We start from the raw sequence: 26,337 nt of genomic DNA on the forward strand, positions 1-26,337 counted from the left end.
GTCAGTTAACTTTTCAATTTTTAGCCCTCAATTTCGATATTTATAAATTTATGGGAACGTCATGACTACCGATACGATTTCAAAACCATATTCTGATGAGTTGCAGCTAACCTCTCCCAGTTGGCAACATGGGGACGTTGAACTTTTATGTGTAGAAAAATGGCACGAAACCCATGATGTGATTAGCTTTCGCTTTCAAGGTGCTCAACCGGTAAAGTTTCAGTTTAAGCCCGGCCAATTTTTAACGTTCAAGACCGAAATAGATGGCCAGCTAACTTACCGTAGCTATACGATCTCTTCATCGCCCTCTCGTCCTTACTCTATCGTTGTGACGATTAAACGTATCGAAGGCGGAGTTGTATCTAATCATTTAGCCGATTCACTCAATGTGGGTGATACCATCACAGCAACCGGGCCGGATGGCGTATTTAACCTGGTTGATATTAAAGCCGACAAGTTTTTGTTCTTGAGTGCCGGCAGCGGTATTACGCCTATGTATTCGATGTCTCGTTGGTTAACCGATACTCAGGTTGGAGCCGATATCGCTTTCCTGCATTGTGCTAAGAGTCCAGAAGATCTGATCTTTAAGTCAGATTTAGAAAGAATTAATCACAATAATCCAGCCTTCAAGCTAAGTTTGATTCTTGAGTCCGGTGCAGAATTGATAGAGAGTAGGTTAGCCTGTGAGTCAGGTCGTATCAATGCCGATAACCTCAAGAGCATGGTCGAAGATTTTCACCAGCGAACAATTTTTGTCTGTGGACCCGAGCCTTTTATGAAAGGGGTTAAGTCTCTTTTAGAAGAGATTGGTTTCGATATGTCTATGTACCACCAGGAGAGTTTCGGTGGTGTCGCTGTGACCTCTGAGATGGACAATGGTACTGACTTGGGTGCAGTGACAGAGCAAACTGCTTTTATGCTCAGCATAGGCGAGCGTCGCAGAAGTATGAGCCAAGAGCAGAGCCTACTCGAAGGGATTGAAGCCGAAGGATTACCCATCATTGCAGCTTGCCGTTCCGGTGTTTGTGGGGCATGTAAGTGTCAGGTATTAGAGGGCGAGACCGAATCCAGTAGCCAAATGACACTGACCGCTGATGAAATTGCACAAGGTTATGTGCTTGCTTGCTCTACAAAAATGAAGTCTGACATTTCGTTAGCCTTGTAAAGCATTAAGTAATTTATATCTGCAGATTTGCGCTATGGCCAGTGACAACGTATTGTTAAAGATGAGTGTTATCTGATTTTTTGCATACCTTGTCACTTTGGAGCTTATCTATGATATCGACAACCTCTCAGAGACTAGCCATAGACGATCCAAGCTTAGCGCATCTATTGTATGCGTTGATGACCGCTTTTCCGCTTCTTTTCCTTCCAACCCTATTGGGGCTTATCATTAACCTTGGCCAGAAGTCTTCCTCTGCAGGCGCATTAGTTAGCTCTCACCTTCGCTGGCAGAGACGTTCGACAATCGGTTTTATGGTGTTGGGAGGGGTGGGCTTCTCTTTATCACAAATTTGGCTGAGTGCGATCATCTATCTGATTGCTACACTCTGGTTCTGCCATCGAATATTGAAAGGTTGGTTGAATTTAACCGATGGTGTTGCCATATAGCGCCCTAAAAATCAGATGCAAAAAAAGAGGACGTTGCAGTCCTCTTTTTTATTACCATTTTTTACTGATAGAGGCTTCTGAGGAGCTCACCATTGGCCGCCAGCTCATCTGTAAAGCTATTGGTGGCCGATGAGAAGTTGAGTATTAATCCATCGGCACTAAGCTGTTTTGCCGCATGAGCATGTGAGGCTAGTGTATTGGAGGTCGATGCATAACTTGGGTTAACGAGTATCGGCAAGTGGCTTATCGCTTTGATGTCCACTAAGGCGGCTAAATCCAGCGATGGCATAACCGAATCATTAAAGGTTCTGACACCCGACTCACATAGGATCACTTGTTGATTCCCTTCTGCCAAGATACTCTCGGCAGCCCCTAAGAACTCTTCGACGCTTGCCATGGTGTTTCGCTCTAAAATCACGGGAATATGTAAGGATCCGATACGTTTAAGCAGTGCTTGATTATTCATCTGCTTTCCCGTCACAAGTAAAATGTTGCCATGCTCAGTCGCAAGTTTTAATTCGGCCTCATGTTCGATAGAGAGTATGCATTCGAGGTCAAATTGATGTAATGCTCTTTTGAACTCGAGAACATTGGCCGTTGCATCTTGTTGTCGTGATAAACCTTCCAGCACAACAGCCTGAAATCCAGCCTCTTTTATTGATTTGGCCTTCTGGCTATAGAGGGCACTATCTTGTGGTAATGAGATTAACGCGATTGCGCCAAACTGCTTATCCCCGACTTGCAATTGGCCGCTGGTAATACGCGTGGCATCCTGTTTATACTTTTTGCAATATCTCATCAGCTCGTTTGTAGCGATAGGGGATTGCTCTGTTGGATCGCTGGCATGTTCGGCGCGGCTGGTATCGGGTTCTATCATCAGCTGACTATTTGAAAGCTGAGTAGGGTTAACTGTTTCGCAAGGGTAACAACCTAATACTTTGATAAAGCGGGTGATACGTTCAAGCTCTTTTAATGCGGACTGCATCGATTCACTGGAAAGGTTAGCATCGAGATCCAGGTAAAACATCTCTTCCCATGGAGTACCGGGAATAGGACGAGACTCGAGTTTACTCATATTAAGGTTATGGGCTTTCAGGACTAATAAGGCTTCCACCAAGGCACCGGGTTTCTGGCCGGTAGCCATAATAAGTGTTGATTTTGCAGGAAGCTGCTCGGGTACAGCGATGGCTTTTCTGGCGACTACGATGAAACGGCTTTGGTTGATCTTTTGGTTAGCTAAGTCCTGGGCAATCGCTTCTAATTGATAGAGTGCCCCGCCTTCTGTGCTGCCAATGGCTGCTATGGTCGGATCATCACTTTCTATGACCTTTTCCATCGCCTCTGCACTGCTGGAGCAATACTCAAGTTTAAACTCCGGGTGCAGGCTTAGGTAGCGGCTACATTGACTAATGGGTTGAGGGTGAGCATATACTGTTTTGATTTTACTGACATTGCCACTCGCTTTGGCCAGAAGGCAGTGACCAACTTCAATGGTGGTCTCACCAACGATAGCTAAACTCGTATGCTGAAGTACATCATAAACTTCATTGATCGATCCCGATGATGTGTTTTCTATAGGCAGAAAACCATAGTCGGCGTGGCCGGACTCTACCGCCTGTACAATCTCATCGAAGCTCTTACAGCCTAGGTCTTGCATGTCAACCTGACGGCGATCGCAATAACGATTCGCAGCTAGGTATGAATAGGAACCTCTGGCGCCAAGGTAAGCCACACAGTATTGCTGTTTTTGAGTGTCCGGGTTTGCACGGCCCTGAAGATAAGCTTGTTGGTTAAGCACTGAGTCTTCGATAATACTCTGATAGAGAGAGATGACATAGTGTGCATCTAACCCCTGCTCACGCCCTTGTTTGACGAGTCTGGCCAGCAACTCTTTCTCTCTTTGAGTATCTCTTATTGGCCGAATATCGACCTCTTTACTGCGAGCAACATCGAGGCTTAATTCGCGCCGCTTAGCCAGAAGAGCCAACAGATCTTTGTCTAATGCGGTTATCTGCTCACGTGTATGGTTCAAAGGCTGTGGTTTGTTCATGCGGTCCTCAATATCTTAACCAAATTTTGTTACAAAAAAGCCTCCCTAGTGGGAGGCTTTGGAATTTTTACTTTCGTTTTTACACCGAAATTCCGCCTCCCGAGATGGGTGGAATAAAAAAGAAAGTAAAAAAGTGAACGTTATATAATGTCATCACTATCAAAGTAAAGCCCGAGCTCTTTGGTGTCAATAGTATCTTGATAACTTTTACAGATAATTAAAAATCAAGTTTGATGGGGATTTAAAGGTGAGGTTTAAAAAGCGAGTTAAAGGCATAAAAAAGCGCACCAGAGGTGCGCTTTGGGTGGAACAAAATAAAAAAATCAAACTGCTAAATCCTCCTTTTAGTGCTTGAAACCCAGATCATATGCTTCATTAACTCTTAAAAAGTGAAGCTGGATATCAGGTTCCTGTCAATTAAACGCTTTAATTCAGGCGGAGTTGCTGTTGTCAGCTAATGTCCGGTTGCATCGCTTATTATAAGCTGCGTATCGGTCTCTAGTCCGCCTGTGTACAAGTTTACGTCTATCATCTTACGTCTAACATCTTACGTCTAACATCTTGCGTCTAACATCTTACGTCTAACATCTTGCGTCTAACATCTTGCGTCTAACATCTTGCGTCTAACATCTTGCGTCTAACATCTTGCGTCTAACATCTTGCGTCTAACATCTTGCGTCTAACATCTTGCGTCTAACATCTTGCGTCTAACATCTTGCGTCTAACATCTTGCGTCTAACATCTTGCGTCTAACATCTTGCGTCTAACATCTAACATCTAACATCTAACATCTAACATCTAACATCTAACATCTAACATCTAACATCTAGCATCTAACATCTTACGTCTAACATCTTGCGTCTATCATCTTACGTCTAACGTCTAACGTCTTACGTCTAACATCTAACATCTAACATCTAACATCTAACATCTAACATCTTACGTCTAACATCTATCTTCAAAGATATTTTACAAAGGGTGAAACTAAAACGACTACTTGGTACCGCTCCTTTTAGTTTTCGAAACCTATATCTGTTACTTCTGACCTCTTGATAAGGGAAGTGAGATCTCTAGGCTTGTACTCGGTCCTGCGTTATATGTTCAGGCGCGACTGCTGTTGTCAGCTTAGTGTCCATATGCCTCACTTATAAAAGTGGCATGCATGGTTTTCATGTTCGCCTGTATAAAAACTTAAAACTGCTCAGGGCTCCTTTAGCGTAATGAATCTTTAAAACTTCACCCTTATATAAGCGTAGCATGGTGAAGCATTTCCTGTTTGATTTCTGACATCTTCAGTTGGCAGAACATTGAGCCCTGCCGCTAGAGATAATAATTCAAAATATTAAGCTGCATATTCCTCTTCTAAATCCAGTTCAGAATCCTTTTCTGGCGCTTCCTCTTGTCGTTTGAGAGAGGCATTTCGTTGCGCTTCTGGCTTATGGGTGAGTTTGTTCAACTGTTTCTCTAGCTTTTGCCCCATCGCGTTAATTGCGCTATAAAGATCTTCATTTTTTGCTTGAGCAAAAAGCGTGCTATTCGGGATGCCGACGGAAGCTTCAATTTTAAAGAGTTGTTTCTCTTGAGTTATGATTACATGAGGATTAATCAACTGCACATCATGTCTGGAAAGCTTCTCTAGACGGGCTTCTATGCGTTCGCGGATAAGGGCAGTGACTTCAAGGTGTTTGCTTGTAATCTTTGTCATATGTCGAACCTTTTGTTGTTTCCTTGAATTCAGACTACCAATATCCTCCATGAAAGTCGTGATCTAAATCACGTTTTATCGCCTGTTTTATGCCGTTCGTCTTTTATTTGATCACTTAAGCAAATTTCTAAAATAACTGCGATAAAACGCTTGAAAAGGAACTTAAACAGGCTCATATTCGAATAGATAAGTTTAGTTACTTTTTTTATTTGCCTCATAAAACTGCTTCAAATATCATCAGCCACATAATTCACAAACGTCGTTCATTGAGTTTCAATTCGGGTCAGCAAATGCAAACAAAGATAAAAGTCTGGGATCTTCCTGTCAGGATTTTTCACTGGGGAATGATAGCCCTGTTAGGTGGCCTTTGGTGGACAGCCGATGCCGGGGAGATGGAGTGGCATCAGGTGTTGGCCTATTGCCTTATGGTTTTCATTATTTTTCGTTTGGTGTGGGGCGTTGTTGGCAGCGATACTGCTAGATTTAGTCAATTTATAAAACACCCTAAAACCGTCATAGGTTATGTAAAGCATACTAAGCAGGAGGGGGTATCGGCTAGCATAGGACATAACCCATTGGGCGGATATATGGTACTGGCTTTGATTGCTTTAGTGACGTTGCAACTCTCAACCGGTCTATTTTCTACCGATGAGATTTTCACAGAAGGGCCTTTGTACTCTTTTGTTTCTAGTGAAATCGGCGCCTCGATGAGTTGGCTACATAAAAAAATATTTTATGTCATGCTTGGTTTTGCGGCAGTTCATCTCTTAGCGGTGATTTTCCATGGTGTGAAAGGGGATAAACTTGTACGCCCTATGCTTAGTGGTTATAAGCAGGTGTCTGGGGAGCCGAATGTAGAGTTAACGTTTAAACCATTATTTATGGCTTTGGTGTTGTTGCTAGCCGTAGGTGGCGTGGTAACGAACTATTTAATCTGGCCGATAATCGATATGCTTTAAGTTGGATATACTAGCAACGAGCTACTTACTCGTTGCTTCGCTCTATTTTGAGCAGACTTTAACTCGAGTTTAGTCCTTCTTATACACGTCGTGACAGCCTTTACAGTTTTTAGCTGTTTTCATAAAGGCTTGTTTCAGTGCTTTTCTGTCGTCCGACTTCGAGGCAATGGCGAGAGCGGCTGAATCTTCCTGAAGTTGCTTCATCTTGGCATCAAAGTCAGACTTTTCAGCCCAGATCTTAGGTAGAGCCCCCGTTTCCCCTTTATCGGAACCTGCAATGAATCCCTCTAAGGGAAGCTTAGACAATGCAGCTACATTTTCGGCGCGCAGGCTGAAGACTTGAGCATCGAATGGCTTCTTTCCTTTTAACATGGCCCCCATGTCACCAAAGTTATATGCCAACATACTAAATGCAGATTGACGATAGTGAATAGCGTCATCGGTTTCTTTGAAATTGTTTGCTTGTGCTGTAGTCGCTAAAACAGAGCCTGTAATACAGGCGAGAATGGCTATTTTTAGGTTCTTTTTCATTTTATCGTTCTCACGTTTTCTTATGGTTATGTGACATTGCTCCGCCATTGTATTCTTTTTCTATATCGATATACCACCCAAATTTTCAAGCGTTTACATGTAAAGATGCAACAAATTATGACAGTTCCTCAGTCAGGATTTTGCTTCAGTAATCGAGAAGAATATCGGTAAATGGTTTGGCTTTTCTTTGATACTTGGTAAACTACACGTACTGTTGTGCCAGTACGTCCGGAGGGTAAATGAGAGCTGAATGGGGACTTGTGTTAGAGAAAGTGGTGAATCACCATGATCACAACGCATTGTTGGAACTGTTTGAATTATTGCTGACAGAAGATGAACGCAGCGCTATAGCGGGTCGACTTAAGGTTTTTCAAGCATTACTTAAAGGAGAGATGAGCCAGCGTCAGATCGCTTGTGAATTTCAAATTAGTATTGCGACCATTACGCGCTGCTCAAATTATCTTAAACATATGTCAGTTGAGCAGCGAGAAAAAATTAAGCATTTGATATTAGAGTAGGTTAATCGTTAAATGTTGGGATAAGTTTGTGAGTCGCGAAGACTATGACGTCTGTTTGATGAGCGTTGAATTAAAATGTAGAGGGAGTAAACCATTAAGCCTGTTCCGATCACTACTCCAAGCTTAGTCGGATATAGTTTAAATATCACTGTCGCTGCGAATAGATAGATAAAGGGAACAAAATTATAGACCGAGGTGGGGAGTTTGCCTGATTTTCGTTTTCTAACGGGATCCGTACGCCTGTTTTGTGAACGCATATTATAGATTTTTGAACCTAGTGCAAATACGATCATGGCAAAAAAGATTGCCGCTTTCTGTTCCAGCATCAAGATACAGGCAGTGCCTATGGAAATATAGGCAAAGGGTAAAATTTCATAAACTGACTTGGCGATCATAAACATTCCTTTGTTTGAATCACAGCGATCCATCGCGAATAAACATGAGTGCGTTATATAAGCACTAGCGCATTATAGATGAAAAAAAGCCCATATCACTATTTTTAGTGTTATGGGCTTAGAATTATTTAATATGAGTTGGTGCTAAATAATAACCCTCTCATCTAAATCTTGTGCGACAAACTAGTGTCTGCAGCCGCAACCGCCATTACCGTCACAGCCTTCTTTAGCTGGCTCATCCTGCTTGTCGCTGCAACAACCACCTTCATGACTGTGTTCATGGTCAGAACCGCCACAACAACCGCCTTCATGGCCGTGTTCGTGACCACCTTCTGATCCGCAACCGCCTTGAGCATGGATATGACCATGGGCGATCTCTTCAGCCGTAGCTTCACGAACATCAAGAACTTCAACGTTAAAGGTTAGAGCTTGACCGGCTAACGGATGATTACCATCGACAATGACAATATCATCTTTCACTTCTTTAACTTGAACCGGGCGTTGGCCCATTTCAGTTTCTGCGATAAAGCGCATACCAGGAACGATATCCTCAATATCACCGAACGCACTCAATGGCACTTCTTGTTTTAAACCATCATGATATGGGCCATAGCCATTTTCAGCGCTAACAGATACCTCAAGTTTATCACCGGCAACCTTGCCTTCGAGTTGAGACTCAAGGCCTGGGATCATATTCTCCGCCCCATGCAGGTAGAGCATTGGCTCGCCTTCAAAAGAGTCTTCGACCAATTCGCCTTTGGCGTTTGATAAACGGTAATGAATGCTTACAGCACTGTGTTGAGTGATTTTCATGTCGCCTCCAATTCAGAATGTGCGCGCATTCTATCTTGCTTTTTAATTGTTGGCGATGATTTGCATCAGCTTATGCGGTCGAGTTCACCTTAGCGCACTCATTATATATTGCATTGGAAAGAAGAGGCTTTCCAATTCGCAGAACTTGCAAGTGAGCTAATTGATTTTTTAATCAATATTAACGCAATAAAATTCACTTGCTCTTGTTGTACAGTAATGGGATAAAACGTCTATTTTACTCTGTTGGCAAGTACATCGTTGTTAACTCAGGTTTGTATCACCTTATTACGATTTTTTTATTTCAGTTTCAGGGTAAGTGCTTACTTAACAGCTTGTTGCGCCTTGCGTTTACGTTTACGTAATGGGTTGAATCGTCAAGCTAACTTATTCAATATCAGTGATATTGCTTTCTAATAATTTCTCACCTGTAAATAAGGTGCTGTGATGATGCGAACTGAGTTTTTTTTAAAGAGTTGCTAATAAGGGGTTGACATCAGCCCAAGAAAAAAGCAATTCTGTATCCATCGAACTTTAAACTCTTTTGGATTAAGTGATTTTCAAATGCATTGCCTGAATACCGTTGTAACCACCATTATTACAACCACCACGATTATTTTCGTGGGGGCAGGCTGAACACACTCTGAAAGAATGTAAATAATAGCCCGCTCCCATAACAAGGAGCGGGCTTTTTTGTTTCTTAGGTAGCGTGGTACAAGGAGAAAGTATGAAAGTTATGAAATTTGGTGGTACCTCGCTGGCAAATTGGCAACGATTTAATGCGGCTGCAGATATTGTGGTCGATACCGCTAAGAGTGAACCGGTTGCCGTTGTTTTGTCGGCGCCGGCGACGGTAACCAATGGTCTGCTTGAGATGGTCGATGTTGCAGTTAGTGGTGATGACTTTAAAGCTGTGTTATCTGGGGTTGAGCAAGTCTTCAGTTCGCTGTATCAGAATGCTTCCTCAGTATTGCAACCTCAACAGCTGGCCCCTTTAATGGAGCGTTTATCTCAGCAACTGAGTCTCTGGGAAAACAAATTACTTGGTGTCAGTCTTTTAAAGGAGTGTCCTGATTTTGTCCGCGCCGAAATTCTGGTTGGCGGAGAAAAGCTTTCTGCAGCCCTTATGGTGCAATTAATGGTTGCTAAAGGCCTCAGCTCTAACGCTTTTGAGCCACAATATCTATTTCTTGCATCGGGCGACCCATTAGAATCTTTGGTCGATATCGAGTCGAGCAAAGCACGCTTCAATCGAGTATCACTAGATGAATATCGTGTATGGGTGATGCCGGGCTTTACCGCCGGAGATAAAGAAGGTCGCACTGTCACGCTGGGAAGGAATGGTTCCGATTACTCTGCTGCGGTTTTAGCTGCATGCTTAGATGCCAGTTGTTGTGAAATTTGGACCGATGTTGATGGCGTCTATAATACCGATCCCCGAGTCGTTACAGATGCGAAATTACTTTCTCAGTTAAGCTACCAAGAAGCGATGGAGCTTTCCTATTTTGGTGCCAAGGTATTGCATCCAAAAACAATCTCTCCTATCGCTCAATACCATATTCCATGCTATATCAGAAATACCTTTAATCCAAAGGCCCCCGGAACACTCGTTTCTAATGAAGCCGATGAAAGTGGCTTGAATGTAAAGGCTATCTCAAATTTAGATCAGCAGACCATGTTTGATATTTCGGGACCCGGAATGAAAGGCATGGTGGGCATGGCAAGTCGTACTCTCGGCGCTATCTCACGCTCGGGGATCTCCATCTCTCTAATTACTCAAAGCTCCTCTGAATATAGCATCAGCTTTTGTGTGGCGACTCAAGATGCCGCTAAGGCAAAAGAGTCTCTGGAGCTTGAGTTTGAACTGGAATTAAAGAGTGAAATACTGGAACCAATAGAGATGAGACATGAGTTAGCCATCGTCTCGTTAATTGGGGATGGGATGCGGACTCATAAAGGGGTGGCGGGTAAGTTTTTCCAGGCATTGGCTCAAGCGACAGTTAATATAATCGCTATCGCTCAGGGCTCCTCCGAGCGTTCAATATCAACGGTTATCGAACAACGCAAAACCAAGCATGCGATATCGGCCTGTCATCAAAGCTTTTTCGATGTTCAACATTACCTCGATGTGTTCTTAGTTGGCTGCGGTAATGTTGGTGCCGGTTTACTCGAGCAGATAAAGCAGCAGGCTGAAATGTTGAAACAGCAACACATCACTATTCGTGTGTGTGGTATTGCAAACTCCAGGCATATGTTACTCGATGCCAAAGGTGTAGACCTCAGTGGTTGGCAGAATCTGCTGTCTGATTGTCAAACTGAGTGCGATCTGGATCTGATGCTTAAGTGGGCCAAAGAGCAGCAACTACTTAATCCAGTGTTGGTCGATTGTACCTCCAGTGAGTATGTGTCAGATAAATATCTGGATGTGATGAATGCCGGCTTGCATGTGGTCACACCCAATAAAAAAGCGAATACCCGGGATATCGAGTATTACCGCGCATTACGCGCAACGGCATTGAAACAGCGTAGACAGTTCCTTTATGAAACAACTGTGGGTGCTGGCTTACCAGTGATAGATAACTTGAAAAAGTTATTGTTTGCCGGGGATAAATTGCTCAAGTTTAATGGCATCTTATCAGGCTCACTCTCCTATATATTCGGCATGCTCGATGAGGGAATGACACTTTCGGAGGCGACAGGTATTGCCAGAGACAAGTGTTTTACTGAGCCCGATCCGCGTGATGACTTAAGTGGGATGGATGTGGCGAGAAAGGTGCTTATTTTAGCCCGTGAAGTAGGCTTAGATTTAGAGCTAAAAGATATTAACATCGAATCTGTTTTACCTGACTCTTTTGATGCCGATGGCGATGTTGAGACTTTCATGAGTAACCTGCCAAAGCTTGATCAGCAGATTGCACTCTGGGTAGAGAAAGCCCGCAGTGAAGGTAAAGTTCTTAGGTATGTGGGGCAGATCGATGATGATGGTTGCCGGGTTAAAATAGCCGAAGTCGATGCAAGCGATCCTCTTTATAGTGTCAAAGGCGGAGAGAATGCACTGGCATTCTATAGCCGTTACTATCAGCCTATTCCTTTTGTGTTGCGAGGCTATGGTGCAGGGACTGACGTTACCGCAGCTGGGGCATTTGCCGATCTTCTGAGAACATTAAACTGGACAAGGGAGATGAGCTCATGAGTCTGACTGTATATGCACCGGCCTCTATGGGAAATGTTGGCGTTGGGTTCGATCTGCTTGGTGCTGCACTGGCTCCAATAGATGGCAGTCTGCTCGGAGATAGAGTCAGTATCTCATCAATCGATAAAGGCATTCATTTGTCTCTCGCCGGTCGTTGGGCTGATAAGCTACCACAAGATCCGAAAGAGAATATTGTTTATCAATGTGCGGAGTTCTTTCTCGAACAGCTGGGTAAAAAGGAGGGCCTTTTACTCACATTAGAAAAAAATCTTCCTGTAGGCAGTGGCTTGGGTTCGAGTGCGAGCTCCGTCGTAGCGGCTCTGTATGCGTTAAATGAATATTTCTCTCACCCTTATAATGAACAAGATTTATTGAGGTTGATGGGGAAGTTTGAGGGCAAGATTAGCGGCTCTGTTCATTATGATAATGTTGCGCCATGTTTCTTAGGTGGGATGCAATTGATGTTAGATACCCCTGAGAAAGTGTGTGATGATATTCCGACATTTGAGAACTGGTATTGGGTTGTTGCATACCCTGGGATCTCACTATCAACCGCCAAAATGCGTGAGTTATTACCGAGTCAATACGATAAGTCTGTGGCAATCGATTTTGGCCGTTATCTTAGCGCATTTGTTCATGCTTCATACCGTCAAGACCCCACTATGGCTATTTCGGTGTTGAAAGATGTATTGGCCGAACCCTACAGAGCATCGGCTATCCCCGGTTATGAAGAGTCAAGAGTGGCACTCGCGGAGATTGGCATGCTAACGACCGGAATTTCTGGTAGTGGACCGACTCTGTTTTCGGTCACGGATTGCTTAGACACGGCAAACAAAGCGCAAGCATGGCTTGAACAAAATTACCTAGAGCAAGGGGGATTTTCTCATATCTGCCGAATAGATGCTCAAGGTGCCCGTTCAACGGAAGATATCTAGCTAATAGAAGGTATCTATGTCGGCCAAATGTGTTGCTCGCTGAATTAACGATTAAAATTTTTAAAAGGTATTAGAATCATGGAACTGTATAACCTAAAGCACCCGCAGCAGGTGGTGAGTTTTACCCAGGCCCTGAAGTTAGGTCTGGGAAAAGACAGAGGACTGTTTTTTCCGAAGCAGATCCCGGTTTTGGATGACGTAGAAGCACTTTTAGCATTGCCTTTTGTTGAACGCTGCAAAAAAGTACTCGGTGCCTGGTTATCATCTGAGATTGGTCAGGACAGGGTGGATAGCTTAGTTGAGAAAGCCTTTAACTTTGAGCTCTCTCTCGCTAAAGCCGACGACAAACGATACTGCCTCGAGCTGTTTCATGGTCCAACATTAGCATTTAAAGACTTTGGCGCCCGATTTATGGCGCAGTGTCTGAACGAGCTGGCCTCAAATGAAAAAATTAATATTTTAACTGCAACCTCCGGTGATACCGGGGCGGCCGTTGCCGATGCATTTTTTGGTTTGGATAATATACAAGTTGTTGTTCTGTATCCAAAAGGCAAGATTAGTTTACTGCAGGAAAAGATGTTTACCACGCTGGGTGGCAACATACACACAGTATCGGTCGAGTCAGACTTTGATGCTTGTCAGGACTTAGTTAAGCGATCGTTCGAAGATAGCGATGTTCGGGACGGCCTGCATCTGAACTCGGCTAACTCCATCAATATTAGTCGTCTGCTTGCCCAGATCTGTTATTACTTTGAAGCCGTTGCTCAATTTAAACGTGAGCATAAGCAAGATCCTGTGATTGCTGTGCCCAGTGGTAACTTTGGTAACTTAACGGCGGGATTGTTTGCCAAGGCGATGGGATTGCCTGTTAAACGCTTTGTTGCCGCGACGAACAGCAATGACACAGTGCCACGTTATTTAGACCAAGGTGATTGGCTTCCTCATGCAACCGTTGCAACTATGTCTAATGCAATGGATGTCGCAGAGCCAAGTAACTGGCCAAGAGTGGAAGCGATAGTCGATGCCATGGGGTGGTCGCTATCGGATATATCTGGTGTTGCTTTATCTGAGTCAGATACCTCTGGGGCTCTCAAAGAGTTAAATCGTGCAGGCTATCTTTCTGAGCCTCATGCAGCCATTGCGGCCCAAGCCTTAACCTTAACGATGTCCGATGATGAGAAAGGCATATTCTTGGGTACGGCTCACCCCGCTAAATTTAAAGAGGTGGTTGAGAGTGAACTAGGCATTGAGGTGCCACTTCCTCCGGCTTTAGCCGCTGTCGCTGACAAAGACATTTTGTCAGCAACATTAGAGGCTAATTTTACATCGTTGAAATCTCATCTGTTTAAGGTGCTGTAGCTTTTCACGGGACGATGCTTTTACGGGGCGACATAAAGAGAATTAGCCTCTTTTTCGTCCCGTATACCCAAACGACCTGGAAATGCTCGTTTCAGAGGCCTTGCGCGAGTTCATTTCTAGGCGCATTGGCGTAGGAATGGTCATCCCATTTTAAGCTAATGCAACAACGAAGTGGGCTTGTGCAAAGCCTTCGTTGATGGGTTTTAATGCGATTTATTCTGCGTTATTGATTTTGCTAAGGGAACAACCATTACCTGCAATCAATGCCTTGCCTAAAACGCATTAAATTCCCACTGAATCCTGCATTTCCAAGTGGCTTGGGTATATAACAAGTTGTAAGCGCTGAAATAAGTGTTGATTAATGTGTTGGGTTTTGTCGAAGGTTTACGGTTGTTGTTAACAAAGCTGGTAAGCTGTCTCGCGTGCTAACCCCCTCTATAATCTCTGTATCTGAATGTAATTCGCAATTGGCCCTCGCTGTGATCTTTCTCACAATTTTGAATTGTTAATTTTTATATCTTTTCCCCCGGTTTTTCAGACAGGTTCCAAAAGGGTGTTAAGATTTTTAATTGCTTTACTTTGTTGCTGTACGCTAAGTGCTTGCGTATCGAGCGATGAGACTCAACTTTACCATCGAATAAATGAAGCCTATGATTTTGAAGTGACTCATTGTGACAGCTTTGCCATGGTGACAGGCATTGGCAGGGGGGAGTTTGCATTGCGAGATGCTAAGAACAATGCAAAGAAACATGGTGAAGAGCTTAACGGAACACATATCGTCTGGTCGCAAATCGATCATGGAGATCCGACTAAGGTCGTCGCCGTTATCTATAAATGTTTGCTATAGAGCGACTCAAAAATAATAAAGATACCGTCGCATATTCTTGGTTGTTTAAAGCACTGTAATGGCTACAGTGCTTTAGCTTATGTTTAGCGTTCTTCGCTCAAACTACGTAGCCAGTTTATCTCATCTTCCCAAATATCTGAGTTGATAGTCTCTAATACCATAGGGATATTTTTTGTTGCCTCAAGATTCATTAAGAAGCTAAATGCCTCTCTGCCTATATGGCCAAGCCCAAGAGATTCATGCCTGTCTACCCGGCTATTTAACGGGGTTTTACTGTCGTTTAAATGCATGGCTTTGAGGTATTGATTGCCCACTATGTTGTCAAATAAATCAAAGCTCTCCTGACAGGCAGCTTCTGTTGTTAAGTCATATCCAGCTGCAAACATGTGGCAGGTATCTATACATATACCAACACGAGACTTATCCTCTACGCCATCAATAATCTGGGCCAGTTGCTCGAAGCTATGACCTAAATTAGAACCTTGTCCCGCCGTATTTTCAATGACTGCAGTCACGCTTGTCGAACGCTCTAAAGCCATATTTATCGACTGGCTGATCCTTGATAAGCACTCATCTATCTCTATTTTTCTCAGATGACTACCGGGGTGAAAATTGAGTAACGTTAAGCCCAACTGTTCACAGCGTTCTATCTCATCGAAAAACGCCAGTCTTGATTTCTCCAGCTGAGTTTCATCCGGATGACCTAGGTTTATCAGATAGCTGTCGTGGGGCAATATTGCACTGCCGGGAATATTAGCCTGTCTACAGTTATCCTTAAATTGTTCAATATTTGCCTGTGCCAGTGGGGCGGCTTGCCAGCGGCGCTGATTTTTAGTGAAAAGTGCGAATGCATTCGCCCCTATCTTCTTTGCATTGATAGGGGCATTCTCGATTCCACCGGCGGCACTGACATGTGCACCTATCCATCTGCAAGAGTTCATCTTCTATATTCCTGTTTAAAAATTTAGTTACAAGCTTTATGTCGAATAATGTCGCGAAATAGCCAAGCTTAACTATGCTATTAACAACCACTTAATTTGGATGATTGGTGAATAATCAATGGACACAAGGACAACTGGAACGGACTCTACAGTGTTTAATGAATTCTCTCAAACTGATTTCAACACCTTTTGGCCCCGTCTACTCGCTGAGCTTGGTAAGTTGCAAGCCAGCTTTATCAACGGTGAAGATATTCTATTACCACTATGCAGAATATTGGCCGATGTCAGTCAATCTCAAGCGGTATTAATTGTACCTAAGGATTGTCTCGATTTTGACGATATGCCTGCTTCATCAACCTGTTGGTGTCGTGATCCTGTTCGATACCTCACATTATGGAAAGAGGCAAAAGATTGGCCATTTGCAAACCAGGATCCCATCGTTCATCGTTGGCAATCATTTATCGTGTGGCCAGCGAAGGATGTCAACATTCAGGTCTTCTTCCACTCGTCGAGTGAACTATGGTTGTCATTCCTTATCGATTCAAGTGATCTCTTGTCCGATATTATTATGGGCATGCTTGTTCAGCAAACTGTTGACTGGCAGGAGAGGGCCAAGAGTCGGGTCGTGCAATCGATAGACAGTGAAATGTTTCAATCCATAGTGAGTAATAGTGAAGACCTTATCCTTGTCGCCAGCCGCTCCCCATTCGGTGTCCCCAGCATTATGTACGCTAACGCTGCGGCCACAAGTATCAGCCATTACCCTCGAACTCAACTTATTGGCAAGCCCATAACCCTGCTTTTTCAAAATCAAGTTTTCAAGGATGGTATGTCGAGCGGATATGATGAGAGCGAACTGCTACAGGCGATCAACACGAGAACAGAGTTCGATGGAGAGCTGGTATGCACTAAGGCTGATAAAGAAACTGCCTTACTACACATGCACCTTGTTGCGCTTGAAGAGCGCAGTGAACATGGCAGTTTATTCGCACTCGTTGGACGAGACATCACAGAACAAAAGCAGTTGCAGCAGTTGATGGCGAGAACGCAGAAGATGCAGGCAATGGGGCAGCTGGTTGGTGGTATTGCTCATGATTTTAATAACATTCTGGGGGTATTGAAAGGCAACCTTGAATTGATGTCACTGAAGAGCAGCGATGAGAAGGTGGAACGTTATCTGGGAACAGCATTTAAAGCGTGTCAGAGGGGAACGGATCTTACCCGGCGTCTATTGCAGTTTTCAAGACAGGAGCAGTTTAGTGCGCAGCCTTGTGACGTAAATGATGTAATTGAAGGGCTGGAGGAGCTACTCGGGAAGTCGTTGACGACACAGATTGAACTGGTTACCGAGGTGAAATCCAATCTTGGTAATATCTATGTCGATAGGGGGGATCTGGAGGATGCTCTGATTAATTTGGTGCTTAATGCCAAGGACTCAATGTCAGGAGAGGGGCTGATCACCATCAGAACCGATAAGTCATACCTCAGCGGTCTCTTACCTGGCATTACCGGCAGGCCACTGGTGGAATCGGGAGAGTATATTACTATCTCTGTCATCGACCATGGCAGTGGTATCCAGGCAACATTGCTGGAGAAGGTCTTCGAGCCATTTTTCACGACTAAGGATAAGAGTAAAGGTACCGGGTTAGGCCTCTCTATGGTCTATGGGTTCGTGAAACGTTCTAAAGGTTATATGAGTGTCATTAAATCGGACTCGCAAGGGACAGAGTTCAGGCTTTGGTTTCCTGTGGCTAAGAAGCTGGCTCGTCAGGAAATACAGTCAGATGAAAGGGGGGGGATACCGAGAGTCGCAAATAAGTTAAAAGTGCTCATCGTTGATGATGAAGAGGAGTTATTAACCGTTCTGACTGATTATTGTGAGTTACTTGGAATGGATGTTGAAGCCTATTCAGATCCGGTTGCTGTGAGAGAAAAGTATAAAGAAGATTTAAATGGTATTGAGCTTCTTATTACCGATGTGTTGATGCCTGGTGGAATAAATGGCTATGAGCTAGCCAATGAATTGTCATCGAAGGAGCCTATTCCCGTATTATTAATCTCAGGTTTTATCGGCGATATCGGTATCACTAATAATGCACAGATGCCTTATAAAGTACTACATAAGCCATTTGAGTTAGACGGACTGGTTACTGCACTGCAACAGGTCGGGATTAGCTTCACGCCGAGAGATGTTTAGTTAGACTTTAACCATTTACAGCTGTTTAAACAGAGTGATTACACAGGGTATGGGCCGTATTTTTGCAAGGAGAAATCTAGCATGGAAGAGATATTAGTTTGGGTTGTAGATGATGACGAGGACTATTGCGATCTTATTAAAGAGGTGATCATTGATGATTACCGGGTTCAAGTATTTAATGACGCCTACTCATATCGCGAAGCTTTAGAATCGGCTACACCAGATCTTATATTGATGGATATTAACCTACCCGATATAAGCGGGATCGAACTCTGTAAGGAGCTGACCGCTTCGGGTAAAGATACGGCGGTAATATTTGTGTCTGGCATGAATACTCTCGAAGAGCGTCTCAGGGCCTACGATGTGAGTGCAGTGGATTTCATTGCTAAACCTTTTGAGCTAAAGGAACTGGTGGCTAAAGTTCAGGCTGTTGCATCATATCAGATAAAAAAGCGTTCTTTGATGCAGGCTGAAACAATGTCAAGAAATATGGCATTTCAATCGATGACAGAGTCGTCACAATATGGTGCGGTCTTGCAGTTTTTCAGACAGTGCTTCCTATGTCATGATTATCAGAGTCTGGCGGATGCCTTCTTTGATTTGATGCAGCAACTTAACTTAAATACCTGTTTGGAGATCAGAGACGCCGAAGTGCATTATTTTGCGCCATCACATGGGGAGATCAGCCCCATCGAGGCCAACATTCTTGAACTTCTGGATAAACACGGACGTTTGTATGATTTTGGTAGCAGGACTATCTGTAATGACAAGCATGTCTCTTTCTTGATAAAGAATATGCCATTGGATGATGAGGTCTTATATGGCAGGTTAAGGGACATTATTGCGGTTATTGTAGAAGGGCTGGAGGCACGGGTGTTGGATATTGGACGGCAGCAGACTTTGAAACATGTCTTTATGGAGATCCAAGGGCTACTGGGGAGTATTAGTGGCGCAATTTTAGAGCATGACGAAAAATTCAGTGCTGCCCTGACAGGGATGACTGCGGAGATCCGTACCAGTTTTCATGTTTTAGATATGACAGAGGAGCAGGAGGATTACTTTGCATCTATGGTTGAAAGAAACTTAAAAGAGGCTAATTCGGCCGGTGAGGCTTTTTATCGCCTCCAGGGTTCATTGAATACGGTCAAAAATGTTGTTGAGTCCAGCGTTTCTTAAGGGCTGTTTTATTGATTTAGTTTTATTTCAGTTGATCTTAGTCACATCCATTTAACAATAGTCTTTGATATATTGGGTATTATTTCATCTATTTACTAATATTGTATATAACGATGTTCTTGATATGGAGATAACTATGCTTGCAAGGCTGAACAGTGATCATAAGCACATTGCCATTTTGCTAAATGTTCTAAAGGTTAAATATAAGAAGTTAGCCGAAGGTGAGGCTGTCAACTTTAATCTCATCAGGGATGTCGTTGAGTATATGCAAAGCTATGCAGAGCATAGTCATCATCCTTTAGAAGATATTATTTATAACTACTATCTGAAAAAAGTTTCGCAAGAGGATAACCCTAACAAATTGGCCGAAGAACATCATCAATTGATCGATGCTTCGGCCTCTCTGATGGCGACGCTGAACTTAATTTTAAGTGATGTGGTCGTGTCCAGAGAGCAATTAGTGGTCGATCTTAAAGAGTATGTTGCATTGCAAGAGCAACATATGAATTATGAAGATACTATAATCTTTCCGCTGTTGGCTAAGGAGATGGATAAAAAAGATTGGGGAAATGTTCAGGATCTTTGTTCATTGAAGCTTATCGATGATCCTCTGTTTAGCGATAATGATAACGTACTGTTTGAAGAGCTTAGAGATTATATTAAGGATGATGAGATCTTCTAAAAGTCGCTGTTTTTAAAACATATAACTCTTTGTTACAAGAAGTCCAGACACAAAGTAAATTTCTATCCATGACCTCCAGGGTCTGACGCGTTCCATTCGCTTCGAAGACATTTCCCATATCCATATGGGTCAGATGGAGGAAATGTCAGGAAGATGTCTGGAGCATCTCTGACCCATGGACTCTTTGTATATAAAGAGAGACATAACTCTTTATTACTAGAAGTCCAGACACAACGAAAATTTTAATCCGTCCATGGAACATTTACATAAGTGTTCCCGACACAAAAAAGAGCGCATAAAGCGCTCTTTTTTTGTGTGAATTCTTACTTATTTACATCAGGAGGTTATCGAGCTCGCAATTGAAATTGGTATCTATGTCTTGAAGTTCCTTAAGTAAGCGATGCTTCTCCTTCAACGCTTCAATCTCACGCCATTTACGCTTCTTGTTAGAGCTTCTTGAGCGACTCGGTCTTTCTACGACGGTATCTAGCGCACTACCATAATCTAATCGATTCATGGCAACCTCCTGTTGTTTTATTTTTTGTTCAACAATTTAATACCACACTTTTAAAATAGTGTGCAAGAAGAATGTTTCGAAAATGTTAAACTGGAATGAAGGTTTTGTGGCGATAAATATATAATTTTAGAGCTAACTATAAAGAAAAGTTGAAAATTTGGAGTTATGGGCTAGCGAATAAAAAAAAGCCAGTGAAAACTGGCTTTATATACGGTAGAGATTAGGGCTAGATTTTTTTCTGTCTGAACATGTTGATCAAGCCATTGCTTGAACAGTCCAGTTCAGTTGCGTCATTTTCTGCACTGAGTCTATCCAGGACATCATTACCTAATGTCTTACCAAGCTCGACTCCCCACTGATCGAATGAGTTTATCTGCCAGATTGCACCCTGAACAAAAGTTCGGTGCTCATATAAGGCGATTAACGCACCGAGTGTCTGTGGAGTTAACTTATCCATTAAAATGGTGTTGCTGGGCTTATTACCCTGCATCACCTTATGCTTTGCTATTACGCTTTTTTCATCAGCGGCTAGTTTGCTATCGGCGAGCTCTTTGAGTGCTTCTTCATATGAGCGACCTTGCATCAGTGCCTGGGTTTGACCAAAACAATTTGAGGCAAGCTGCACATGATGCTCTCCAAGAGGGTTATGGCTCTGAAGTGGCATAATAAAGTCAGCAGGGATTAGAGCCGTTCCTTGATGCAATAACTGATGGTATGCATGCTGGCCGTTTGTACCTTCTCCGCCCCAGATAACCGGTCCAGTGCTGTGATCGACCTCTGTGCCATCTAAGGTCACAGATTTACCATTACTCTCCATGTCCAGCTGCTGGAAGTACGCAGGTAAGCCTCTCAAGTAATGATCATAAGTTAAGACCACATGAGACTGAGCGTCATGGAAATTGCCATATAACAATGAGAATAGGCCCATGATCACCGGCATATTCTCAGAAAGTGGCGTATTAGCAAAATGCTGATCCATCTCATTTGCGCCACTCAGTAAGGCTCTGAAGTTATCCATCCCGATCAATAAAGCTATCGGGAGACCGATGGCTGACCAAAGAGAGTAACGACCGCCAACCCAATCCCACATAGGGAAGATATTGTCTGCATCGATACCAAATTCAGTGGCTTTTGCTACATTGGATGTAACAGCGACAAAATGCTTAGCAACGTCAGCTTGAGAGCCACCTTGTTCGATAAACCAGTCTTTTGCACTTAAGGTATTAGTTAGTGTCTCTTGGGTTCCAAAAGATTTAGAGGACATGATGAATAGTGTGGTTTCAGCATTGAGAGGCTTTAATTTCTCAACAATAGAACTCGCATCAACATTAGCAACAAAATGGCAATTTAGCTGCTTGCTCCAATAGGGTCTGAGTGCCTGTGAAACTATCTTTGGTCCCAGGAAGGAGCCGCCAATTCCGATACTGACAATATCGGTGATCTTCTTGCCCGTGTAACCTTTCCAGTTACCTGAGCTTACAGCATCGACGAACAGTTCCATCTGCTGCTGTGTCTCTTGAACCTCTTGAACAATATTAACACCATTAAGCATTATTTCTTGCTCAGGCTTAGCACGAAGTGCCGTATGTAGCACGGCCCGTTTCTCTGTCGTGTTGATCATTTCGCCATTGAACATGGCTTTGATTTTCGACTCGAGCTGAGCATCTTCTGCAACACTGAACAGGAGAGACATCGTCTCCTTGTCTGCCCTGTTTTTGGAGTAATCTAAAAACAAGCCACAGGCTGAGGTAGACATATGGTCGAAACGTTGAGTATCACTTTCAAAAAGTGTTCTCATATGAGCTAAGCCTTCAGTATGAGCCTTTAATGTTTTCCAGGCTGTACCTTGAGTCAGTTCGGTCATCTTAATCATCTCCCTAGCAGGCCAATTTCTCTTTCAGCATGACTTCGAGTTTACCTTGGTCGATAGCGAAGTTTCTGATCCCTTCGGCTAGTTTCTCGACTGCCATTGGGTCTTCGTTGAACTCCCAACGGAATTGAGCTTCAGTCAGCGGTTCTGCTGCATCAACAACTGTGTCTGTTGGAATGAGCTTACGTACGACTTCTGTTTGCGAATTTGCTAACTCTTCGAGTAGTGCCGGGCCAATAGTCAGACGGTCACAACCTGCAAGTTCGATGATCTCACCTGTGTTACGGAAGCTTGCGCCCATAACGACGGTGTTGAAGCCGTGGCGCTTATAGTAGTTGTAGATCTCTGTTACCGAAACGACCCCAGGATCTTCTACAGAAGAATACTCAAGGCCTGTGTCTTTCTTGTACCAATCGAGAATACGGCCAACGAAAGGAGAGATAAGGTAAACCCCAGCTTCTGCACATGCGCGAGCTTGAGCGAAACTGAATAGCAAGGTTAGATTACAGTTAATGCCTTCTTGCTCTAACTCTTTGGCGGCGCAAATACCTTCCCAGGTAGAGGCAAGCTTGATGAGGATACGAGATTTATCAATACCAGCTTCTTTGTAAAGCTTGATGAGTTTGTGAGCTTTAGTGATTGAACCTGCTTTATCGAAAGAGAGCCTTGCATCGACTTCTGTTGAGATCCTGCCAGGAACAATTTTTAAGATTTCTACACCAATATTGACCGCAAGCTTATCACCTGCATCTTCAACCTGTTGCTCGATGGAGTCACTTTGCGATTTCGCCCACTCGTTAGCATTGTCGATAAGGTGAGCATAATCTGGGATCTGAGCTGCTTTTAATATTAAAGATGGGTTGGTCGTTGCATCTTCCGGTTGGTAACGCTTGATGGCTTCAATGTCGCCGGTATCGGCAACAATAGTCGTAATTGATTTGAATTGTTCGAGTGTATTAGGCATAAAAATAACATCCTTCTTAAGAAGCAGCTTAAGGTTTGTGATTTGCAACAGGTATTAGAAGCGATCTTGATGATATTTCCAACCATAAATGAAAAAAAATTACAGGAAAGTTGTAAAATATCAGTAAAAAGGGTTTTTAAACGTAAGATTGCTAAATAATACTAGCCATAAATGAGTATTTGAAAGTATAGCGCTTAGGTTGCAATGGATACAGATAAAAAAACGCCACACAGAAGTAGCGATTTCTTATATAAATGTGAGCTCCGTTATTTTATCTGCGCTTCTTTTTTTACGCCTGTCACGTAATACGTCGATTGGCTTTGTTGGCATCGGCGCTGCGACCCTGAATAACGGGCTTGGTTATACCAAAACTTGAGTCGATGGAGTCTCGGGACACTGATCAAGCGAATCCATTACGCCATCATGATCAGGGGCGATAACGGCTCCGGGTACAGATGCAATCACGGTTGGAGCTGGTTTGCCGCAGAGTTTTTCAGGCAAAAAAAAGTGCACTCTAAAAGAGTGCACTGACTGTTATCAACTTATGACTTCTGGTTGGTTCTCTATCGAGTCCATACCCAGTTATCAAGGCTGATTGGGTCGACGCCGTTGGCCTTGATGTAGTTTCTATGGTCAACTAAGCGCTGTAGCATATCGGTTGTAATTGCAACATGCTGAGTTTCATCGATCACACCTTGTTGGAATAGCTTGTAAGCCATATCAATAACTAAGTGGTAACGAGAAGTACCGTTACGAACGCCCATATCGAATGGAGTGGTCGTTGAACCTTCCTCTTCATAGCCCTTGATTCTGAAGCGATCACTACCCTTATAATCGAATACCAGTTTCTTGATGGTGTTCGGGTAACCGTGGTAGTTGAATACAACGCCCTTATCGGCGGTAAATACTTCGTCCATTAACCATGGCTTGCTTTGGAAGTCGAGGCTACCTAGACCGCTGCTGGTTAATTCAGTCACACTGACGAAACGGATACGAACGCGTGGTAGTATCTCTCTGATTAATACCAGAGCTGCCATCGCTTCTTGAGTGACATAATCACCACAACCAACAAGAACAACATCAGGGTTTTCATCGGAAGCGAAGTCCCAAACCATGACACCATCTTTAGTCTGTTGACGGGCTTCATCAAGTGATAACCATTGTGGCAAGTCTTTCTTACCGGCAACGATGATGTTTAGCTTATCGCGATCGGCATAGGCACGCTCAGTGTAAACCAGTGTGCTGTTACCATCTGCAGGTAGGTAAGCAGAGATAATCTTAGGATGTTTCTCAAGCATAGCGCCCAGGAATGATGGGTTCTGATGTGAGTAACCGTTATGATCCTGACGCTCTAACAGTGACGAGAGAACCACGTTGCATGATGGTACCGGCTTACGGAAGTGTACGCCTTGGCTCGCATAGACATACTTACAGTATTGGTCAGCCATAGAGGAGACAACTTGTGAGAAAGCCTCATAAGTTGGGAACATGGCGTGACGACCTGTCACTGTATAACCGTGCATCATACCGAAAAGCAAGTTTTCAGATAGCAGCTCGATGACGCGACCATCGCGGGCCATGTCTTCATCCCACTCTTCAATAGGCCACTGCCACGCACGGTCTGTCTCTTCAAATACGGCTTGAAGCTGGTTCGAATAAGTTTCATCCGGGCTGAAGATACGAAGGTTACGTTGGTCACGGTTGAGTTTCATTGCATCACGCATCCACTCACCCATCTTGTACATAGATACGCCACGGGTACCACGAGGCGTTTCCGCACCGTAAGCAAGTTTAGACAGGTCTGGGTTGGCAAGTGCACGAACCACTTCACCACCGTAGCTTAGGTGTTGCTGACCACAAGTTAGCTGCTTAGGTGGAAGTAGGCTCTGGATCTCTTTATCGAAGATTAGCTCGCCTTTATCGTTAATTGTATAAAGTTCATCGAACTTATAGCTTGATAACCAAGTGTTTAGCGCTTCTAGATGACCTTTATCGGTAGCACACTTGTTGACGATAACCTGGTGAGATTCACAGTTACCTTCAAGCTTCTTGCCATTGTACTCAGAAGTACCCGTCCAACCTTTAGCGGTACGCATTAAGATGACAGGCCAGCGTGGCTTAACAATATCTTCACCGCTGCGTGCGCGTTTCTGGATATCGTTGATCATCTCATATGACGTGTCCATGGCATTTGCCATTTGAACGTAGACGTCTTCTTCGAGCTCATCGTCAACGATAATTGGGTGGTAACCTAGACCACGGAATTCAAGATCCAGTTCTTCGTGGCTCATACGACCCATACGAGTTGGACCAGAGATCTTATAACCGTTGATATGAACGATTGGCAGTACCGCACCGTTAGTGGCAGGGTCTACTAAACGGTTTGCATACCAAGAAGCGGCAAGAGGACCCGTTTCTGACTCACCATCACCAATCAGACAAGCTGCAATCAGGTCAGGGTTATCTAATACTGCACCCCAGGCAACTGAAAGTGAATAACCGAGTTCGCCACCTTCTAAAATTTGTCCAGGTGCTTCCGGGTTAGCGTGTGAAGGGTAACCATAAGCTGCAGAGAACTTCTGACAGATATCTGTGATACCTTCTTCATTGTATGGAATGATATCTGGGTAATAATGGCTAAGAGAGCCTTCCATGAAAAGGTTAGCTTGTACTGCAGGGAAACCGTGACCGGGGCCTACAAGGTAGACGAATGAGCGGTTGTTTTTAACAATTAGACGGTTGATGTTAGCGTAGACAAAGTTGATACCAGGGCAAGTACCCCAGTGACCTAATAGTCTAGGCTTGATATCTGTGTGTGCAAGTGCACGCTTATGCAGTACGTTCTTCTTTAGATAAATTTGAGATGTCGCTAGAAAGTTTGTAGCTCTTACAAATTTCTTTAACGCGCTGATCTCTTGCTGTTGTGACATAAATAACCCCATTTATAGTAAGCAAAAAGTTAACCAAAGCTCATGTTCAGTACTATATTTGTAATTTTATTACAAAAATGTGTTCTACATCTTATTTCGATAAAGTTATTAAATTTCTTAAATGTTGCCAGAAAGCGAGTAAATCCT

Annotated in this window: 21 protein-coding genes and 1 other annotated feature; of the genes, 11 read left to right on the forward strand and 10 right to left on the reverse strand. The window is 43.5% G+C overall.

Translation table 11 applies throughout. The annotated features are described in order from the left end of the window. Positions 1 to 61 precede the first annotated feature (61 nt). Positions 62 to 1,165 carry an FAD-binding oxidoreductase gene (locus EKG38_RS08985; RefSeq protein ID WP_126519932.1) on the forward strand — a complete coding sequence of 368 codons (1,104 nt, stop codon included), beginning with the start codon at positions 62 to 64 and terminating at the stop codon, positions 1,163 to 1,165. Positions 1,166 to 1,275: 110 nt separating this feature from the next. Then, entirely contained in the window at positions 1,276 to 1,611 is a 336-nt protein-coding gene (locus EKG38_RS08990; RefSeq protein WP_012141514.1) for a hypothetical protein, read from the forward strand. Between the two features lie 61 nt (positions 1,612 to 1,672). Here the strand turns inward: EKG38_RS08990 and EKG38_RS08995 are convergent, their stop codons facing one another. Beyond that, positions 1,673 to 3,661, reverse strand: a complete 1,989-nt coding sequence (locus EKG38_RS08995; protein ID WP_126519933.1) for a chorismate mutase — start codon at positions 3,659 to 3,661, stop codon at positions 1,673 to 1,675. Between the two features lie 30 nt (positions 3,662 to 3,691). Beyond that, positions 3,692 to 3,813: a sequence feature (Phe leader region), on the reverse strand. A 1,190-nt stretch (positions 3,814 to 5,003) separates the two neighbouring features. After that, positions 5,004 to 5,366, reverse strand: coding sequence for a ribosome hibernation-promoting factor, HPF/YfiA family (gene hpf, locus EKG38_RS09000; protein WP_126519934.1), 363 nt, complete (start codon positions 5,364 to 5,366; stop codon positions 5,004 to 5,006). 290 nt (positions 5,367 to 5,656) lie between these two features. On the opposite strand from hpf, the gene EKG38_RS09005 reads away from it, so the two are divergent. Further along, complete coding sequence (locus EKG38_RS09005; RefSeq protein ID WP_126519935.1) at positions 5,657 to 6,325, forward strand: cytochrome b/b6 domain-containing protein; 669 nt, start codon at positions 5,657 to 5,659, stop codon at positions 6,323 to 6,325. A 69-nt stretch (positions 6,326 to 6,394) separates the two neighbouring features. On the opposite strand, the gene EKG38_RS09010 is transcribed toward EKG38_RS09005, so the two are convergent. Further along, positions 6,395 to 6,856 (reverse strand): c-type cytochrome, encoded by a 462-nt coding sequence (locus EKG38_RS09010; protein WP_126519936.1) that lies wholly within the window; start codon positions 6,854 to 6,856, stop codon positions 6,395 to 6,397. Between the two features lie 239 nt (positions 6,857 to 7,095). Between EKG38_RS09010 and trpR the strand changes: the two genes are divergently transcribed. Further along, complete coding sequence (gene trpR, locus EKG38_RS09015; protein ID WP_126519937.1) at positions 7,096 to 7,374, forward strand: trp operon repressor; 279 nt, start codon at positions 7,096 to 7,098, stop codon at positions 7,372 to 7,374. Positions 7,375 to 7,382: 8 nt separating this feature from the next. On the opposite strand, the gene EKG38_RS09020 is transcribed toward trpR, so the two are convergent. Further along, entirely contained in the window at positions 7,383 to 7,769 is a 387-nt protein-coding gene (locus tag EKG38_RS09020) for a hypothetical protein (protein ID WP_126519938.1), read from the reverse strand. Between the two features lie 183 nt (positions 7,770 to 7,952). Then, positions 7,953 to 8,582, reverse strand: a complete 630-nt coding sequence (gene slyD / locus EKG38_RS09025) for a peptidylprolyl isomerase (protein ID WP_126519939.1) — start codon at positions 8,580 to 8,582, stop codon at positions 7,953 to 7,955. A 724-nt stretch (positions 8,583 to 9,306) separates the two neighbouring features. On the opposite strand from slyD, the gene thrA reads away from it, so the two are divergent. From thrA to EKG38_RS09045, 4 genes are all read left to right on the forward strand, one after another. Beyond that, complete coding sequence (gene thrA, locus EKG38_RS09030; protein ID WP_126519940.1) at positions 9,307 to 11,772, forward strand: bifunctional aspartate kinase/homoserine dehydrogenase I; 2,466 nt, start codon at positions 9,307 to 9,309, stop codon at positions 11,770 to 11,772. Further along, on the forward strand, positions 11,769 to 12,707 hold the full coding sequence (gene thrB / locus EKG38_RS09035; protein WP_126519941.1) for a homoserine kinase: 939 nt from the start codon (positions 11,769 to 11,771) through the stop codon (positions 12,705 to 12,707). Before thrA ends, thrB begins: the two co-directional genes overlap by 4 nt. A 78-nt stretch (positions 12,708 to 12,785) precedes the next feature. Then, positions 12,786 to 14,066 carry a threonine synthase gene (gene thrC / locus EKG38_RS09040; protein WP_126519942.1) on the forward strand — a complete coding sequence of 427 codons (1,281 nt, stop codon included), beginning with the start codon at positions 12,786 to 12,788 and terminating at the stop codon, positions 14,064 to 14,066. Positions 14,067 to 14,619: 553 nt separating this feature from the next. Beyond that, positions 14,620 to 14,913 carry a hypothetical protein gene (locus EKG38_RS09045; protein ID WP_126519943.1) on the forward strand — a complete coding sequence of 98 codons (294 nt, stop codon included), beginning with the start codon at positions 14,620 to 14,622 and terminating at the stop codon, positions 14,911 to 14,913. Positions 14,914 to 14,996: 83 nt separating this feature from the next. On the opposite strand, the gene nfo is transcribed toward EKG38_RS09045, so the two are convergent. Further along, a complete protein-coding gene (gene nfo, locus EKG38_RS09050) occupies positions 14,997 to 15,854 on the reverse strand; it encodes a deoxyribonuclease IV (RefSeq protein WP_126519944.1) in 858 nt (285 codons plus the stop codon). 118 nt (positions 15,855 to 15,972) lie between these two features. Between nfo and EKG38_RS09055 the strand changes: the two genes are divergently transcribed. The 3 genes from EKG38_RS09055 (at position 15,973) to EKG38_RS09065 (ending at position 19,909) form a co-directional block, all read left to right on the forward strand. Continuing rightward, positions 15,973 to 18,051, forward strand: a complete 2,079-nt coding sequence (locus EKG38_RS09055; protein ID WP_126519945.1) for an ATP-binding protein — start codon at positions 15,973 to 15,975, stop codon at positions 18,049 to 18,051. Positions 18,052 to 18,132: 81 nt separating this feature from the next. Continuing rightward, positions 18,133 to 19,227 (forward strand): response regulator transcription factor, encoded by a 1,095-nt coding sequence (locus tag EKG38_RS09060; protein ID WP_126519946.1) that lies wholly within the window; start codon positions 18,133 to 18,135, stop codon positions 19,225 to 19,227. A gap of 136 nt (positions 19,228 to 19,363) precedes the next feature. Then, positions 19,364 to 19,909 carry a hemerythrin domain-containing protein gene (locus EKG38_RS09065; RefSeq protein WP_126519947.1) on the forward strand — a complete coding sequence of 182 codons (546 nt, stop codon included), beginning with the start codon at positions 19,364 to 19,366 and terminating at the stop codon, positions 19,907 to 19,909. Between the two features lie 331 nt (positions 19,910 to 20,240). Here EKG38_RS09065 and EKG38_RS09070 read toward each other — a convergent pair whose 3' ends face one another. The 4 genes from EKG38_RS09070 to EKG38_RS09085 form a co-directional block, all read right to left on the reverse strand. Beyond that, positions 20,241 to 20,426, reverse strand: a complete 186-nt coding sequence (locus tag EKG38_RS09070; RefSeq protein WP_126519948.1) for a DUF3545 family protein — start codon at positions 20,424 to 20,426, stop codon at positions 20,241 to 20,243. 226 nt (positions 20,427 to 20,652) lie between these two features. Continuing rightward, entirely contained in the window at positions 20,653 to 22,290 is a 1,638-nt protein-coding gene (pgi, locus tag EKG38_RS09075) for a glucose-6-phosphate isomerase (protein ID WP_126519949.1), read from the reverse strand. Positions 22,291 to 22,303: 13 nt separating this feature from the next. After that, the gene (gene tal / locus EKG38_RS09080) at positions 22,304 to 23,260 is read right to left on the reverse strand and encodes a transaldolase (RefSeq protein ID WP_126519950.1); all 957 of its coding nucleotides are present in this window, start codon (positions 23,258 to 23,260) and stop codon (positions 22,304 to 22,306) included. Positions 23,261 to 23,823: 563 nt separating this feature from the next. Next, positions 23,824 to 26,190, reverse strand: coding sequence for a phosphoketolase family protein (locus tag EKG38_RS09085; protein WP_126519951.1), 2,367 nt, complete (start codon positions 26,188 to 26,190; stop codon positions 23,824 to 23,826). Between the last annotated feature and the right edge of the window lie 147 nt (positions 26,191 to 26,337).

The organism is Shewanella canadensis, from assembly GCF_003966225.1.
Lineage (GTDB): Bacteria > Pseudomonadota > Gammaproteobacteria > Enterobacterales > Shewanellaceae > Shewanella > Shewanella canadensis.

What these genes read in the sequence shown, in the direction of transcription:
- EKG38_RS08985 (WP_126519932.1), top strand. Translation starts at nt 62, where the DNA reads ATGACTACCGATACGATTTCAAAACCATATTCTGATGAGTTGCAGCTA.
- EKG38_RS08990 (WP_012141514.1), top strand. Translation starts at nt 1,276, where the DNA reads ATGATATCGACAACCTCTCAGAGACTAGCCATAGACGATCCAAGCTTA.
- EKG38_RS08995 (WP_126519933.1), bottom strand. Translation starts at nt 3,661, where the DNA reads ATGAACAAACCACAGCCTTTGAACCATACACGTGAGCAGATAACCGCA.
- hpf (WP_126519934.1), bottom strand. Translation starts at nt 5,366, where the DNA reads ATGACAAAGATTACAAGCAAACACCTTGAAGTCACTGCCCTTATCCGC.
- EKG38_RS09005 (WP_126519935.1), top strand. Translation starts at nt 5,657, where the DNA reads ATGCAAACAAAGATAAAAGTCTGGGATCTTCCTGTCAGGATTTTTCAC.
- EKG38_RS09010 (WP_126519936.1), bottom strand. Translation starts at nt 6,856, where the DNA reads ATGAAAAAGAACCTAAAAATAGCCATTCTCGCCTGTATTACAGGCTCT.
- trpR (WP_126519937.1), top strand. Translation starts at nt 7,096, where the DNA reads ATGAGAGCTGAATGGGGACTTGTGTTAGAGAAAGTGGTGAATCACCAT.
- EKG38_RS09020 (WP_126519938.1), bottom strand. Translation starts at nt 7,769, where the DNA reads ATGATCGCCAAGTCAGTTTATGAAATTTTACCCTTTGCCTATATTTCC.
- slyD (WP_126519939.1), bottom strand. Translation starts at nt 8,582, where the DNA reads ATGAAAATCACTCAACACAGTGCTGTAAGCATTCATTACCGTTTATCA.
- thrA (WP_126519940.1), top strand. Translation starts at nt 9,307, where the DNA reads ATGAAAGTTATGAAATTTGGTGGTACCTCGCTGGCAAATTGGCAACGA.
- thrB (WP_126519941.1), top strand. Translation starts at nt 11,769, where the DNA reads ATGAGTCTGACTGTATATGCACCGGCCTCTATGGGAAATGTTGGCGTT.
- thrC (WP_126519942.1), top strand. Translation starts at nt 12,786, where the DNA reads ATGGAACTGTATAACCTAAAGCACCCGCAGCAGGTGGTGAGTTTTACC.
- nfo (WP_126519944.1), bottom strand. Translation starts at nt 15,854, where the DNA reads ATGAACTCTTGCAGATGGATAGGTGCACATGTCAGTGCCGCCGGTGGA.
- EKG38_RS09055 (WP_126519945.1), top strand. Translation starts at nt 15,973, where the DNA reads ATGGACACAAGGACAACTGGAACGGACTCTACAGTGTTTAATGAATTC.
- EKG38_RS09060 (WP_126519946.1), top strand. Translation starts at nt 18,133, where the DNA reads ATGGAAGAGATATTAGTTTGGGTTGTAGATGATGACGAGGACTATTGC.
- EKG38_RS09065 (WP_126519947.1), top strand. Translation starts at nt 19,364, where the DNA reads ATGCTTGCAAGGCTGAACAGTGATCATAAGCACATTGCCATTTTGCTA.
- EKG38_RS09070 (WP_126519948.1), bottom strand. Translation starts at nt 20,426, where the DNA reads ATGAATCGATTAGATTATGGTAGTGCGCTAGATACCGTCGTAGAAAGA.
- pgi (WP_126519949.1), bottom strand. Translation starts at nt 22,290, where the DNA reads ATGACCGAACTGACTCAAGGTACAGCCTGGAAAACATTAAAGGCTCAT.
- tal (WP_126519950.1), bottom strand. Translation starts at nt 23,260, where the DNA reads ATGCCTAATACACTCGAACAATTCAAATCAATTACGACTATTGTTGCC.
- EKG38_RS09085 (WP_126519951.1), bottom strand. Translation starts at nt 26,190, where the DNA reads ATGTCACAACAGCAAGAGATCAGCGCGTTAAAGAAATTTGTAAGAGCT.